Origin of the sequence: Halorhodospira abdelmalekii (assembly GCF_016583625.1) — a bacterium.
GTDB classification, from domain to species: Bacteria; Pseudomonadota; Gammaproteobacteria; order Nitrococcales; family Halorhodospiraceae; genus Halorhodospira; species Halorhodospira abdelmalekii.
Map to the genome: position 1 here is coordinate 64301 of NZ_NRRN01000005.1, position 14657 is coordinate 78957.

At 62.8% G+C, this 14657-nt stretch carries 14 protein-coding genes and 1 other RNA gene; 10 read left to right on the top strand and 5 right to left on the bottom strand.

What is annotated here, in order from left to right:
• Positions 1-42 precede the first annotated feature (42 nt).
• The 3 genes from hisG to hisC are packed head-to-tail and all read left to right on the top strand — an operon-like array spanning position 43 to position 3234.
• Positions 43-687 carry an ATP phosphoribosyltransferase gene (gene hisG / locus CKO15_RS02120; RefSeq protein ID WP_200192051.1) on the top strand — a complete coding sequence of 215 codons (645 nt, stop codon included), beginning with the start codon at positions 43-45 and terminating at the stop codon, positions 685-687.
• 52 nt (positions 688-739) lie between these two features.
• A complete protein-coding gene (hisD, locus tag CKO15_RS02125; protein WP_200192052.1) occupies positions 740-2053 on the top strand; it encodes a histidinol dehydrogenase in 1314 nt (437 codons plus the stop codon).
• Between the two features lie 50 nt (positions 2054-2103).
• Positions 2104-3234: a histidinol-phosphate transaminase gene (gene hisC / locus CKO15_RS02130; protein ID WP_200192053.1), complete on the top strand. Its 1131-nt coding sequence runs from the start codon at positions 2104-2106 to the stop codon at positions 3232-3234.
• On the opposite strand, the gene CKO15_RS02135 is transcribed toward hisC, so the two are convergent.
• Positions 3179-4483, bottom strand: a complete 1305-nt coding sequence (locus CKO15_RS02135) for a S1C family serine protease (RefSeq protein WP_200192054.1) — start codon at positions 4481-4483, stop codon at positions 3179-3181. The two genes, hisC and CKO15_RS02135, sit on opposite strands and share 56 nt — an antisense overlap.
• Before the next feature lie 38 nt (positions 4484-4521).
• Between CKO15_RS02135 and CKO15_RS02140 the strand changes: the two genes are divergently transcribed.
• From CKO15_RS02140 to CKO15_RS02165, 6 genes are all read left to right on the top strand, one after another.
• On the top strand, positions 4522-5280 hold the full coding sequence (locus CKO15_RS02140) for a Nif3-like dinuclear metal center hexameric protein (RefSeq protein WP_200192055.1): 759 nt from the start codon (positions 4522-4524) through the stop codon (positions 5278-5280).
• A 230-nt stretch (positions 5281-5510) separates the two neighbouring features.
• Positions 5511-6134, top strand: coding sequence for a ubiquinol-cytochrome c reductase iron-sulfur subunit (petA, locus tag CKO15_RS02145; RefSeq protein ID WP_200192056.1), 624 nt, complete (start codon positions 5511-5513; stop codon positions 6132-6134).
• Positions 6131-7366: a cytochrome b gene (locus CKO15_RS02150; protein WP_200192057.1), complete on the top strand. Its 1236-nt coding sequence runs from the start codon at positions 6131-6133 to the stop codon at positions 7364-7366. The genes petA and CKO15_RS02150 overlap by 4 nt, the downstream gene beginning before the upstream one ends.
• Complete coding sequence (locus tag CKO15_RS02155) at positions 7363-8094, top strand: cytochrome c1 (RefSeq protein WP_200192058.1); 732 nt, start codon at positions 7363-7365, stop codon at positions 8092-8094. Before CKO15_RS02150 ends, CKO15_RS02155 begins: the two co-directional genes overlap by 4 nt.
• A 103-nt stretch (positions 8095-8197) precedes the next feature.
• Positions 8198-8788, top strand: a complete 591-nt coding sequence (locus CKO15_RS02160; protein ID WP_200192059.1) for a glutathione S-transferase N-terminal domain-containing protein — start codon at positions 8198-8200, stop codon at positions 8786-8788.
• 116 nt (positions 8789-8904) lie between these two features.
• A complete protein-coding gene (locus CKO15_RS02165) occupies positions 8905-9459 on the top strand; it encodes a ClpXP protease specificity-enhancing factor (RefSeq protein WP_200192060.1) in 555 nt (184 codons plus the stop codon).
• Positions 9460-9569: 110 nt separating this feature from the next.
• On the opposite strand, the gene CKO15_RS02170 is transcribed toward CKO15_RS02165, so the two are convergent.
• From CKO15_RS02170 to CKO15_RS02180, 3 genes are all read right to left on the bottom strand, one after another.
• Positions 9570-10181: a phosphoheptose isomerase gene (locus CKO15_RS02170; RefSeq protein WP_200192061.1), complete on the bottom strand. Its 612-nt coding sequence runs from the start codon at positions 10179-10181 to the stop codon at positions 9570-9572.
• 146 nt (positions 10182-10327) lie between these two features.
• A complete protein-coding gene (locus CKO15_RS02175; RefSeq protein ID WP_200192062.1) occupies positions 10328-10870 on the bottom strand; it encodes a YraN family protein in 543 nt (180 codons plus the stop codon).
• A 27-nt stretch (positions 10871-10897) separates the two neighbouring features.
• Positions 10898-12928, bottom strand: coding sequence for a penicillin-binding protein activator (locus tag CKO15_RS02180; RefSeq protein ID WP_200192063.1), 2031 nt, complete (start codon positions 12926-12928; stop codon positions 10898-10900).
• A gap of 117 nt (positions 12929-13045) precedes the next feature.
• Between CKO15_RS02180 and rsmI the strand changes: the two genes are divergently transcribed.
• A complete protein-coding gene (gene rsmI / locus CKO15_RS02185) occupies positions 13046-13903 on the top strand; it encodes a 16S rRNA (cytidine(1402)-2'-O)-methyltransferase (RefSeq protein WP_200192064.1) in 858 nt (285 codons plus the stop codon).
• 20 nt (positions 13904-13923) lie between these two features.
• On the opposite strand, the gene rnpB is transcribed toward rsmI, so the two are convergent.
• Positions 13924-14310: RNase P RNA component class A (gene rnpB, locus CKO15_RS02190), an RNA gene on the bottom strand.
• Positions 14311-14657 lie beyond the last annotated feature (347 nt).

Sequence of the window (14657 nt, forward strand, 5' to 3'; positions counted from 1 at the left end):
CTGCGTCGGTCTGCGTCGGTCTGCGGCAGTAAGGGAGAGTGCATGAGTCGAACGTTGACCCTGGCCCTGTCCAAGGGGCGCATCTTTGAAGAGACGTTGCCGTTGTTGGCACGCTGCGGGATCGAGCCGCAAGAGCATCCGGAGTCGAGTCGCAAGCTGATTATCGGCACCAACCGCGAGGATTTGCGCCTATTAATCGTGCGTGCCTCCGATGTGCCGACCTACGTCGAGTACGGTGGTGCCGATCTCGGTGTCGCTGGGCGCGATGTGCTGCTCGAATACGGTGGCGCCGGCCTCTACGATCCGCTCGATCTAGGGATTGCCCGCTGCCGGCTGATGGTCGCTGGCCCGTGCGGTGCACGGGTTGATCTGCCGCGGCCACGGGTGGCGACGAAGTTCGTCGAACTGACCCGACAGTACTTTGCGGCCCAGGGGCGGCAGGCGGAGATCATCAAGCTCTACGGTTCGATGGAGTTGGCGCCGTTGGTCGGCATGGCGGATCTTATCGTCGACCTGGTTGACACCGGCAATACCCTGCGAGCGAACGGGTTGGAGCCGCTTGAGACGATTACCCAGATCAGTTCGCGGTTGGTAGTCAATAAGGCGGCCCTGAAGCGGGAGCACCGGCGGATCGGCGCGCTGATCGACGATTTGGCCGCTGCAGCCGCCGCCGGTCGCGCTGCGTAGGCGACGGGTTTCAGAGCATTTATAGACAAGTGAGTTGCAGGGGGCAGCAGTCATGGTAGAGATCAAGCGCTTGAGTACGACGCAGCCCGACTTCTGGGAAAGTCTCGATGCCCTGATCGGCTGGGAGAGCTATCCGGGTGCGGAGATCGAGCAGTGCGTCGCCGAGGTCGTTGCCGGTGTGCGTGGCCGCGGTGATGCCGCGCTGCTGGAGTATACGCAGCGGTTTGACGGGCTTGCCGCGGAGAGCGTGGCGGATTTAGAAGTTTCAGCCGAGCGGCTTGAGGCGGCTCATCGTGAGATTACCCCGGAGGCACGCGAGGCGCTGGAGCATGCAGCGGAGCGGATTCGTGCCTACGCCGAGCGGCAGCGCCTGGAGCCTTGGGCCTACGACGATGCCGACGGCAATCGGCTCGGACAGCAGGTGACGCCGATCGACCGAGTTGGCGTCTACGTCCCCGGCGGTAAGGCCGCCTATCCGTCGACGGTGCTGATGAATGCGGTGCCGGCCCGTGTTGCCGGCGTCGGCGAGATCATTATGGTCGTGCCCGCGCCGCAGGGCGAACTGTCGTCGTGGGTCTTGGCGGCTGCCCACATCGCTGGGGTCGATCGTCTCTTTACCGTCGGTGGGGCACAGGCGATCGCCGCGCTCGCTTACGGCACCGAGACCATTCCGGCGGTTGATAAGATCGTCGGCCCGGGGAACGCCTACGTCGCTGAGGCGAAGCGGCGTGTCTATGGCGCGGTTGGCATCGATATGATCGCCGGTCCTTCCGAGGTCTTGATTATCAGCGATGGCCAGGCCGATCCGGAGTGGATCGCGATGGACCTCTTTTCACAGGCTGAACACGATGAACAGGCTCAGGCCCTCTTGGTCTGCCCCGATTTCGTCTTTCTCGATCAGGTGCAGGCGGCGATGGAACGGTTGCTGCCGGAGCTTGAGCGCTCCGAGATTGTGCGCGCCTCGCTGGCAGCGCGCGGTGCGCTGATCTGCGTGCGCGACCTGGCAGAGGCGCAGGCGGTGGCTAATCGCGTCGCCCCCGAGCATTTGGAACTGTCGGTGGCCGAGCCCGAACGGCTCTGCGAAGGGATTCGGCACGCCGGGGCCATCTTCCTTGGGCACCACACGGCAGAGGCGCTCGGTGACTACTGCGCCGGACCGAATCACACCCTGCCGACTTCACGCACGGCTCGTTTTGCCTCGCCGCTCGGCGTCTACGACTTTCAAAAGCGCTCGACGACCCTGGCCTGTTCGCGGCAGGGTGCGGCGAAACTGGCGCGCAGCGCGGCCATTCTGGCTTCTGGCGAAGGTTTGGATGCACACGCACGGGCTGCTGAGATGCGGCGGCGGGATGAGGGCGACGACTGAGGTCACACCGCCGAGATCGGGTCGATCAACCAACAACGAGGAGGGTGCTGGTGGCCGAGCGCGAGGCAAAGTCAAACGCACAATCACGGACCGCAACGGAGGCCGCCGTCGGGCGCTGTGTTCGCCCTGAGATTCAAGCGTTAACGGCCTACCCGGTGCCCGATCCGGGGACGGCAATCAAGCTCGATGCTATGGAGAGCCCGTGGCCGTGGCCCGATGAGAGGCTGACGGCGGCGTGGCTTGAGCGGCTGCGCGCGGTGCCGGTCAATCGCTATCCCGATGCCGCTGCGAATGCCCTTAAAGGGCAGCTGCGCACGCATTTTGAGTTGCCCGCGGCGTGCGATCTGATCGTCGGCAACGGCTCTGATGAGCTGATTCAGTTGATCAACCTAGCGGTGGCTGGGTCGGCTGCCGGGGCGGGGCGGACGGTGTTGGCACCGGCGCCGAGCTTTGCCATGTATCGCATTATCGCCACCCTCACAGGGGCGGACTACGCCGAGGTCGAGCTCGACGATGGCTTCGATGTCGATCGGGCAGCTTGGCAGTCCGCTCACGCCAAATATCGACCGGCAGTGACCTACTTCGCCCACCCGAACAACCCGACCGGCAACGGTCTCGATCTCGACGCTTTGGCCGCCTACGCTGAGCAAGCCGAGGGTCTGGTGGTGATCGACGAGGCTTACTACGCCTATGCGGAGTCGAGCTTCTTGCCGCGCTTGACTAATCACCCGAATGTCGTGGTGCTGCGTACCTTGTCAAAGGTCGGCTTGGCCGGTCTACGGATCGGGGTATTGATCGGTCACCCGGCCTGGCTTGAGCAGTTCGAGAAGTGCCGCTTGCCGTATAACGTCGGTAGCTTGGCCCAGGCAAGTGCCACATTCGCCCTTGAGCAGAGGGCTTTGCTTGATGAGGCGGTGGAGCGGATCCGCAGCGAGCGGACCCGTTTGGCCGCCGCCCTCGCCGCTCATCCGCGCACCGCTGCGCTCTTGCCGAGTGAGACGAATTTTCTGACCTTCCGGGTCGCCGGGATGGGGGCGGCAGAGCTGCATCGGAGCCTCTTCGAACAGGGCGTTCTAGTCAAATCCCTCGCCGGCAGCCACCCACGGCTTGCCGATTGTCTGCGCGTTACCGTAGGTCGTCCAGAGGAGAACGACCGCTTCCTGGCAGCGCTCCCTCGTTAGTCTCGCTCGGGGGGCGTTCACCGAGGGTGACCGGCGTTGTGAACGCCTCGCCGTCGCGGTAGCCGCGCACCTTCACTGAGGTGCCGGGGGTGGCGTGGCTGGTGATCGTCAGCAGATCTTGCACATCGCTGATTCGATGCCCATCGATGTGGGTGATGATGTCGCCCGAGCGTAGGGTGCCGTCTGCGGCCGGACCGCCGCGTACCGTCTCGGTGACGATCACGCCGTCGCTGCGGGTGACGCCGAAGGAGCGTGCGAGCGGCGGGGTTAAGCGCTGTGCTCGAATGCCGAGCCAGCCCCGGACCACCCGGCCGTGCTCCAGCAGATCATTCATCACCGCCTGTGCCATGGCTGCCGGGATGGCAAAGCCGATGCCGTATGAGCCGTGACCGCCGTTAAAGACAGCCGTATTGATACCGACTAGGCGTCCGCGGCTGTCGATCAACGCTCCCCCCGAGTTGCCAATGTGAATCGCTGCATCGGTCTGCAGAAAGTGTTCGAAGGTCGAGAGCCCAAGGCGGTCGCGGCCGGTCGCGCTGATGATTCCCTGCGTCACCGTCTGCCCGACCCCGTAAGGGTTGCCGATTGCGAGCACCACATCGCCGACCTGCATCGGCTCCTCGCTGCCGAAGGTGATGACGGGCAAGTGGTCGAGGGCGATCTTGAGGATGGCCAGATCGGTTTCAGGGTCGCGGCCGACGACCCGTGCCTCGGCCTCGCGGCCGTCGGCGAGCATCACCTGGATGTGATCGGCCCGCTCAATGACGTGGTGGTTGGTGATGACGTGACCTGCGGCGCTGACGATTACACCTGAGCCGAGGTTGGTGCGCGGGCCGGGGATGTGCGGTGGACGCGGCGAGTCAAAGAAGCGTTCCAGGGGCTGGTGTTGTAGTCCAGAGCCTGGGTAGTGCTCGCTGAGGTCGATCGCGGCGTAGATATTCACGACTGCAGGTGCGGCCTGTTCAACGGCAGCGGCATAGGAGGCGAGCGGTGGGCCATCATCGGCAATAGGGGGGCGCATCGGTGTGGCGGGGCCCGGTAGGTTGGCGCTCGGTGACGGTTGATAGAGACCGGAAGGCGTAGGCGATAGGTCTGAGGGGGCAGGGGTGAGCCACCCAGGGTTGAGCCACACCAAAACCGTTGCTAAGGCGATCCCTAAGGCGCCGTAGCCGGCGACGAAACGCAGCCAGCTGACGGCATGCTGAGTATCCTGCGGTGGCGATCCTGGCTGCGAAGCTGGTAGGCTCATGCACATTCTCGATAACGATAACAGGGGCCGCAGTCGGCATGGTGCACCGCGAAGAGTTGGCAGCCTACTTAAACGAGACGCTTGACGTCCACTCAATCACTGATTATGCCCCGAACGGCTTGCAAGTCGAAGGGCGTGATGAGATTCGTCGTCTGGTCACCGGCGTCAGCGTTAGCCAGGCGCTGTTTGAGCGTGCCGTACAAGCCGAGGCTGACGCCATTCTCGTGCATCACGGTTTCTTCTGGAAAGGAGAAGAAAGTCGCATCGTCGGTTTGAAGGCGCAGCGGCTGCGGCGTTTGCTGAGCGTTGATCTCAATCTCTTTGCCTACCATCTGCCGCTCGATGTTCACCCGGAGTTTGGCAACAACGCCGGGTTGGCCGAACTGCTTGAGTGTACGGTCGAGCAGCGGGTCACTGTGCGGGGCATCCCCGGTCTGCTGTGGCTGGGGCGAGTGGCAACGCCGGTGACGGCTGCGGCGCTGGCCGAGCGGCTTGCTCACACCCTGGGGCAGCAGCCGGTGCGGGTCGGCGCTGGGACTGAGCCGATTCGCCGCATCGCCTGGTGCAGTGGTGGTGGTGAGCGTTTGATTGAGGAGGCGATTGCGCACGGCGCCGAGGCCTTTATCAGTGGCGAGCTCTCCGAGCCGATTACGCACATTGCGCGCGAGGCTGGGGTCCACTTTTTTGCCGCCGGTCACCACGCAACGGAGCGTTGCGGGGTGCAGCGGCTCGGCGAGCACATTGCCGCGACTTTTGGGATCGCCCACGAGTACATCGAGATCCCCAACCCGGCGTAGCGGTGAGTGCCCGTCAGTGCGCTGGGGGTTCGACGCGATGCGCACAATCGGCAATCGGCGAGAAGACGTGGGCAATTGCCTCTTTCGATTAACCCGTCAATACCTTATGCTACGCGCTGCCAGAAGTTCGCGGGCGGGCAAGGTCACCTTTGCCTTGACGCCCATACATGCAATGTACGAAGCTTACGCGCTGTTTGTACACCCTTGGGTACGACACGTAGGGAACCGTCATGAGTAACGAAGCCCCAGATCCGAGTCGACGCCGTTTTTTGACCGGCGCCGCAACCGTGGTTGGCGGGGTAGGCGCGGTCTTCGCAGCCGTGCCTTTCCTCGGCTTCCTCAAGCCTAACGTCGAGGCCCGTGCCGTCGGCGCCCCCATTGAGGTCGATGTCAGCAAACTTGCTGAAGGTCAACGCCTTGAGTTCGAATGGAAAGGCAGCCCAGTGTGGGTGATTTCCAGGACCCAGGAGCACTTAAACTACCTCGAAGACGAGGCGGTGTTGCGCGGGCGGCTGCGCGATCCCGACTCTGAAGAGGATCAGCAGCCGGAGTACGCCCGCAACCTGTACCGCAGTGTTTCGCCCGAGGTACTGGTGGTCAGCCCGGTCTGTACGCACCTCGGTTGTATCGTCGTCTACTATCCTGGCATTGAGCCGCAGCCGTTTGATAACGACTGGAAAGGCGGGTTTTTCTGCGCCTGCCACGGTGCGATGTACGACATGTCCGGGCGTGTTTACAGTGGCACGCCGGCCCCGAGCAATCTGGAGGTTCCGCCGCACCGTTTCGTCGGCGACGATAAGCTGGTGATCGGCGAGGATCCCGAGGATCCCGAACAGGAGGTCGAGGCGACATGAGTGAGCAAAGCGCCAGCGGGCTACAGAGCTGGATCGACAATCGCTTTCCGCTAACGAGTACTTGGCGTTACCACATGTCCGAGTACTATGTACCGAAGAACATTAATTTCTGGTACTTGTTTGGATCGCTGTCGATCTTGGTGCTGGTCATCCAGATTGTGACCGGCATCTGGTTGACTATGTACTACCAACCATCGGTCGATCGCGCCTTCTCGTCGGTCGAGTTCATCATGCGCGATGTCGAGTGGGGCTGGCTGATGCGGTATCTGCATACCGTCGGTGCCTCAGCCTTCTTCGCGGTCGTCTATCTGCACATGTTCCGGTGCCTGCTCTACGGCTCCTACAAGAAGCCGCGTGAGCTGCTGTGGATCATCGGTGTGTTGATTTATCTGGTCATGATGACCGAAGCCTTTATGGGCTACGCACTGCCGTGGGGGCAGCTCTCCTACTGGGCGACGCAGGTCATCGTGGCACTCTTCGGCGTTGTGCCGGTCATCGGCGACGATCTAGTCGTTTGGCTGCAGGGCGGGTTCCTGGTTAATGAAGCCACCCTGGGGCGGCTCTTCTCGTTGCACGTGGTAGGCCTACCGCTGCTGTTGATCGTTTTGGTCTTCCTTCATATTGTTGCGCTGCATCATGTCGGTACCAGCAGCCCGGACGGCGTGGAGATCAAGCAGAATAAGGACGAGAATGGCAAGCCGCGCGACGGCATTCCGTTCTTCCCGTATGTGGTGATCAAAGACCTGGTCGGGTTCGGGATTTTCCTTATTATTTTCTGTGCGATCGTCTTCTTTGCGCCCGAGTTCTTCGGTTACTTTATCGAGCGACCGAACCTTGAGGAGGCGAATCCGCTCCAAACGCCAGAAGCGATTCATCCCATCTGGTACTTCACCGCTTGGTACGCCATGCTGCAGTGCATTCCTAATGAAGCATTTGGCGTGCTGGTGATGTTTGCCGGCTCGATGATCTTGCTCTTTTTGCCGTGGATCGATCGCGGTGAAGTGCGCTCCATTCGCTATCGTGGCTTGGGGTACAAGATCGGCCTGGCTGTCTTCATCGCCTCGTTCCTGATCTTGACTTGGGCTGGGATGCAGGATCCGAGCGGCGCACCGATCGTCATTGCCCGTATCTTTACGGCGGTTTACTTCGGGTATTTCGTCTTCCTGTGGGCCTACACCTACTTTGGCTTCGAGCAGACGAAACCCGTTCCGGAAAGGGTGACCGACAAATGAGCAAGAAGAAGCTTGGATATGTTCTCGGCGCGCTCTTGGCGGTCTCGTTCGTCGGGCCGGCCTTCGCCGGGATGAGTATGGAAAACCCGCGTGTGAGTCATCACGATCGGGACTCCATCCGCAAGGGTGCTGAGCACTTCGTGCAGTACTGCAGCGGTTGCCACTCGGTACAGTATCTCCGCTACGACCGTCTGGCGGAGGATACCGGCATGGACGCCGAGTGGCTCGAAGAGCGCCTGATCTTAGAAGAGGGCCTCGAACACCATAAGCCGATGCTCTCGGCAATGGCCGCTGAGGATGGGGTGAACTGGTTCGGCACCGCGGTACCGGACCTCTCCATGACGGCGCGAGTGCGCGGCGAGGATTGGATCTACACCTTCCTGAACGCCTACTTCAAGGACGAGGATCAGCCGCTCGGCTTCGACAATTGGGTCCAGGAGGCGACAGCGATGCCGCACGTCCTGGTTCACCTGCAGGGAACGCCGCAGCCGGTCTTCGACGATAACGGCCGCCTGGTCGATATCGAGGTTCCGGAGCGTGGGGAGATGAGCCGCCGTGAGTACGAGCGGATGACGGCCGAGTTGACGGCTTTCCTCTCTTACGCCGCCGAGCCGATCCGCGCCGATCGGGAGCGGATGGGGATCTGGGTGCTTCTCTTCTTGATGGTCATGACGGCCGTTTTCTATCTCCTTTATAAGGAGTATTGGCGGGAGCTTAAGCAAAAGTGAGTCGGCGCCACGCCGCTTACTTAGAGCGACCGGGTCGGTCAGTGATGGAAGCCCGGGGCGAGATCAATTCGCCCCGGGCGCTTTGGGTTGCGGGAGGAGGATCGTGATCCGCCTGTACACAGGGGCATTGTGTATTCACAGCCACCGGGTGCGTCTTGCGCTAGCGGCCAAGGCCGTCGAGGCGGAGCGTATTGAGCTCGATCCGCAGAGCCCCACGGCCCAGCTACTGGAGTACAATCCCTACGGGGATGTCCCCACCCTGGTCGATCGTGATGTGGCGCTCTACGAGCCGGGCATCATCACTGAGTATCTTGATGAGCGCTATCCGCACCCTCCGCTGATGCCGGTCGATCCGATCTCTCGGGCCAAGGCGCGTCTGGTTGTCTACCGAATGCAGCGAGACTGGTATGCCGACTTCGAGCGGATCCATCAAGCACCGCGTGCTAAGGCGCAGAGCGCTAGGCGGTCGCTGCGCGAAAGTCTGGTAGCGGCTGCTGAGTTATTTGAGGGACAGCCCTATTTCCTCAGCGATGAGCTGACGGTTATGGACGTGATGGTCCTGCCGCTGCTGTGGCGGTTGCCGGCGGCCGGCGTGGAGCTGCCGGCGGCGATTCGTAGCTACGCCGAGCAGCAGTTTGCTAGCTCTTGGTTCGAGGCGAGCCTGACCCGGGAGGAGCGGGCACTGGCCCGCTAGAGGCTTCTGAGTCGCGGGTTGTTTACTCCCAAGCCCTTTTCTCGTGCCTGCTGTGTTCGCCTTGGGGGATGTAATCGCTAGAGGATGTCACTGGGCGATTCAAAGAGGAGGAGAGGATGAATTCCAGCCGACCCTACATGATTCGCGCTATCTACGAGTGGATCGCGGATAACGACCACACGCCCTATCTGCTCGTCGATGCCACACGTCCTGATGTCGATGCGCCGACCGAATTTGCCGAAGGCGGGCGCCTCGTGTTGAACGTTTCACCGCGCGCGGTGCAAGGGTTGAGCATGGGGAACGAGTGGATTGCCTTCAGTGCGCGCTTCGGCGGTGTCGCGCGCAGTGTCACCCTGCCTGTCGGTGCCGTGATCGCCGTCTACGCCCGTGAAAATGGCCAAGGAATGCTCTTTGGAGCCGAAGAGGCGCATGCTGCGGCGGAGGAGGGGGATGCTGCTGCTGCCGAGCGTGCGGAGCAGGTACACAGCGCCAGCTCCTCGAACAGCCACCCGGGCCAGTCGCCGGAGGCGAATGGGAAACCACTGGCACCGGTCCAAGAGGTGCGAGATGCTGACGGCGGAGATGCTGACGGCGATAGCCGCGCCGGCAACGCATCGACAGGCGGCAACCGCCCGCATCCGAGTCGACCCAATCTACGTGTGGTCAAGTAGCCTGCCCACGGAGGGTGGCCTGCCCGCGCCGATAGAGAAAACAGGCCGGGCTCCGCCCCGGGCGGCGCTCTTCCCGACAGGTCTTCCCGACAGGGGCTAGGCCTCTAGGATCACATAACGGCCTCGGCACTGCTGCTGTTCCCGAACAGCGTATGGTCGATCAGGTCACACAGGCAGTGGATGATCAATAGGTGCACCTCCTGAATGCGAGCGGTCTGCTGGTGTGGGGTGCGGATCTCGATATCTTCCTCGGTGAGGGCTGCGCCCAAGGGGCCACCGTCGCGACCGGTTAGGGCAACGGTGCGCATCCCGCGCTCGCATGCGGCTTGGTGGGCGGCGAGGATGTTTGGCGAAGTGCCGCTGGTTGAGATGGCGAGCAGCAGGTCGCCGTTTTGTCCGAGCGCGCGTATTTGCCTAGCGAAGACCTGAGTGAATGAGTCGTCGTTAGCGACCGAGGTCAAGGTCGATGTATCGGTTGTTAGAGCAATCGCCGGTAAGCCGGGACGATCGAGTTCAAAGCGATTGAGCAACTCCGAGGAGAAGTGCTGGGCGTCGGCTGCCGAGCCGCCGTTGCCGCAAATTAAGATCTTGTGCTCCTCTTCGAGGGCTCGGGCCATGCAGTGGGCCGCTTTGACCACCGCTGGTGCGACTTGATCGAGCGCCTGTTGTTTGGTGCGAATGCTGTCGTGGAACAGTTGAGCGACGCGCTCGTGAGGATCCATGATTTCCTCTCTCCCTTGGTGCTGATCCCTGGTCGATGAGTCTCGATGGGTCTCGATGAGTCTCGATGGGTCTGGGTCTGGTCTTCTGGGTTGCTCTGTTAGCGCTCCTCACCGCCCCTTACCGCCCCGAATGCGACTATGAGTCGCTACCAACTGCCTGCGCCGAAGGCGTTACGGATCCACTGAATCGCCTCACCATCAATGGCGACAATGTCGAAACGCGCCCACCCGGGGTGGCGGCTCAGCCAAACGCTGGCGGCGAGTTGAAGACGGCGCTGTTTGTCGGCCCCGATCGACTCCAGGGCGCTGATCGGGGCAGCGCTACGGCGCTGCCTGACTTCAACGAAGACGGTCACGTTGCCCTCTGTCATGATGAGATCGATCTCACCGCGCCGGCAACGAAAGCGTTGACATACGGTCCGCAGACCGTGTGCTTCCAGGTGCAAGCGGGCTCGTTTCTCGGCAGCCAGCCCTTTGTGGTGCGTAGCGCGGCGGGCGTCGGTCGCAGCGGCAGCCGCCTTGCTGCCCGCGGCAGCCGCCTTGCTGCCCTTGCCTCCCTTACCCTTGTTCGCGTTTCCGGCCGCGCCCGTAGCCGCCGCCGCCGCGCGGCCGGGTAGGGCGTGTGCGTGCGGCGCCCCAGAGACAGGGGCATGTCCATCGCGCTCTTCGCCGACCCCCTTCCTAGCCATATTCCCGGCCACTCTCACTCTTTCGGTTCATCGTTCCCTGGTGCTGCCCGCCCCGTCGTGATCGTCGTTACCGCGGTCATTGTTCCCGATATCGAGTTCGTCGAGTTCGAGTTCGCCCAGCCCGAGCGCCTCGCTGACCGCACCTGCTGCGGCCCCGCCGCCGTTGTTGGCCTCGGTCTCGCGTTCGAAGTGGGGGCGGCCATCGCGGAAACGGGCACTGACGAGTTCACGCACGATCCGCTGCTCATCGAAGCGCAACTGCCCAGTTAAGCCGTCGAGTCGTTCCTCGGGGTGTTCGCGCAGCAGCTCGAGATAGGGAACGATGCGATAGGCATCGATGCCGAGCGCCATGAGCCGTGCGTGACGCTCCAGTAATGGCCGCCAGTAGCGTGCCAAATTCTCTTGTCGCAAGCCCTCGGGCACGCCAGCGTCGGCATCGACGAGCCACGGGCTGTCGACAAACCAGAGTCCATCCAGGTCACGGTCGGCGTCGGGGTTATGGCGGCCTGCATAGACGTGCGAGGTCGCAAGTACCGTCAGATCCTGGCCGTGGTGGTAGTCGATTTGCGGGCGGAGGAGTCGCGCGTGCTCAGGGAAAGCAGCGAGAAAGAGCCCGTCGATGTCCTGGCGGCGGCGTGGCACGAAGCGTGGTGCTGAACCGAGCGTGTTGACCATCTGGCGGTGGCGCTGCTGGCTCGAGTCGACATTAAGCAGCTCGCGGATCGGGCCGCCGAAATCGGTCTCGCGTGGATCGTAGCGCGTGCTGTGGACGACTGTCCCCGACTCTGCCTCGAAGGCCTCGATAAAGGCGCTCCCGACGCGATCGCCCCAACGATCGTCGGGTACCAGGGCGATCACATGCTCCCAGCCACGCTGGCGAGCGTGTTTGGCTGCCTCCCGAGCTTCGGCCTCAGGGGCTAGACCGAATTGGGTGATAGCGTCCGGGACGCTGATTGTGTTGTCTGCGGTGTTGAGTGCCAGCAGCGGGACAGAAAATGTGTCGATCTCAGCGATCAGATCGTGGAGTTCGTCCTTGGTCAAAGGTCCGATCACGTAGTCGCTGCCAGCCGTAACCGCTTGCTGGTACAGTTCGGCGATCTTCTGTGAGCCGGCGGCGGTATCGTAGACTTTGAGCCGCGGCCGCTCCAGGTTGCTGGCATAGTAAGCAGCGAAGATGCCGTCGCGTACCGCCTCTCCGGCGCTTGCCAGGTCGCCGCTCAGGGGAAGCAGCAGGGCAATCTGTGCGGGGGGTTGAAAGCGCTCACGGTAGCGTGTTGCCAGTTCTGGGGCCAGGTGCTCACCGGCAGGGTGCTCGGGAAAGCGTTCCTCCCAGCGCGCCAGTGCCTGTGCCAAAAGCGGGGGGTCGAGGCGGTGCGCGCGCGTGAGGCGGGCTAGCTCTACCCAGCCGGTAAAGCGTCTTCCGGCGCGCTCCAACTCCGCAGCGGAGAGTTCGTCAAGGGCCGGGCGCGGAGCTTCGCTTAGGAGTGCCCAAATTTGACGCTCGTTCTCCTTTTGTGCCGCGCCCTCCTCAAGGTGATCGGCGAGCCGATCATGATAGCGAGCCGCCGTCAGAAGGTCGTTCTCGTCCCCGGCGATACGAGCGCGCAACGTATAGTATTCGACCTCCAGTCCGTGCGGAGCACCATCAAGAAAGCCGAGTTGGCGACGGGCCGCAGAGGGTTGTCCGTGCTCTAGCATGGCGAAGGCGCGCACAATCCAGAAACGTTGAGCCTCGGTCTCGCTCAAGGCGCGTAGATCAACGCTGGCCAGAGCCGAGGTCGCTGACTCAAGCGCCCCGGCCCGCAGCCAGGCGTCGGCTGCCGCTAGACGCAATCGCCCGCGCTCGGCGGCCTCGTCGGCCGTCTCCGCCGCCGCTTCGAAATGCTCCGCGGCGCGCTGATACTCCTGCTCGGCTAAGGCCGCCACCGCGTGCTCTTCCTCGGTCTGCGGGGGCTCAGGCAGCGGCGCCCGCGGTGCGCAGCCGGTCAAGGCGGCGAGCAAAGCGACAGTGAGTGCCAGCGCGAGCAGGCGCTGTGGTGGGTGGCTTATCGAGGTCATCGGTCTGCGCGCTTGGATATCCCGAGGCGAGTCTAGTATGTTGAGCTGATCGACATCAAGCGCCCGACATCGCGGGGGATTGAACTCCCGCAAATCTGAGTCTAACCATGTCCGATTATGTCCAGTGAAACCGGCGTGTTGTCGGTTGTAGCAACGCCGATTGGCAATTTGCGCGACATCACGCTGCGTGCACTCGATGTGCTGGCTGCGGTGGAGTGGGTGGCCGCTGAGGATACCCGCCACAGCCGTCGGCTCCTCGATCACTACGGCCTGCGCGCGCGAACGGTCAGTCTGCACGAGCACAACGAGGCGGCGCGTATCCCCCGGCTATTGCGCCTGCTCCAGGCCGGGCAGGCGGTGGCCCTGGTCAGTGACGCTGGGACTCCGCTGCTGAGCGATCCGGGAGGGCGGTTGGTGGCCGCTGCGCACGAGGCCGGTTTTGCGGTCGTGCCGATTCCCGGGCCGAGCAGTTTAACGGCCGCACTCTCGGTGGCGGGCCTGGCCAGTGCCGAGCGTTTCGTCTTTGAGGGGTTTTTGCCGGCACAACGCACTGCGCGCCGGCGCCGGTTGGCGGCGCTGGCCAGCGAGCAGCGTGCCGTGGTGCTTTTCGAGGCGCCGCACCGCCTGCTCGACACGCTGACCGATCTATGCGAGCTCTGTGGCGAGCAGCGACAGATTGTGGTCGCGCGCGAGTTGACTAAGGTGCACGAGACGGTGCTGCGCGGAGCGCTGCAAACGGTACTCGAAAGCGTCGCCGGAGATGCTAACCAGCGGCGCGGAGAGGTGGTCCTGGTCGTTGCCGGCGTGCCTGCGGCCACGGCGCCTGAGACGGTTGCTGTTGAGGCGACGGATGTATTGCGTGCCTTGCTCCAAGAGTTGCCGCTCAAACAGGCAGTACGCCTAGCGGCACGGTTGACTGGGCAGCGCCGCAATACGCTCTATCAGCAGGCGCTGGCTCTCGCCGAGAGGGAGTAAGTCAGCGCCGGTGAGGAAAGGGATGGAGTCGGCCGATAAGCCGGGTTCTGTCGCGGGCGACCATTCCTCTGGGACGTGCGTCACCGCACGCCTCTAGCAGCCTACCCGGGAGCGACGCGGGCCACGTCGTAGCTCCCCTATTTGGCCTTGCTCCGGGTGGGGTTTACCGTGCCGCGAACTGTTGCCAGTCGCGCGGTGCGCTCTTACCGCACCGTTTCACCCTTGCCTGTGCCCCGCAGGGCCATCGGCGGTCTCTTCTCTGTGGCACTTTCCGTAGGCTCACGCCCCCCAGGGGTTACCTGGCACCCTGCCCTGTGGAGCCCGGACTTTCCTCCACGCTGACGACCCGCGAGCCCGCCGCTAGGGCAGCACGCGAGACGTGGCGCAGCGATCGCCTGGCCGACTCCATGTCCCGATTCTACTGTTTTCGGGGGGCGCCGTCACGGTGCCACTAGAGCGCCTGGGTTGCGCTTTGGGGTGGACAAGGGAAGTGAGGCAGGGGCGGTTAGGCCGTTTGTAAACCCAGTGATATCATAAAATTATAAACTAATCTTGAACATATTTTTTGGTTTTGTTTTTTAAGTCTATGTTTTGCGAATTTGGTCTTTTGGAGGGATTCTTGTGTTTTGTGAAAACCATGCGCTAAGTCCATGTATAGCGTGAGTCCGTTGGTTGACGTGGGCACGAGCCCTTTCTATAGTGTCGCCATGTGGCGTGCGGTGGGTCAGAGGGGCAGAAAGTGGGGGCCCTAAGG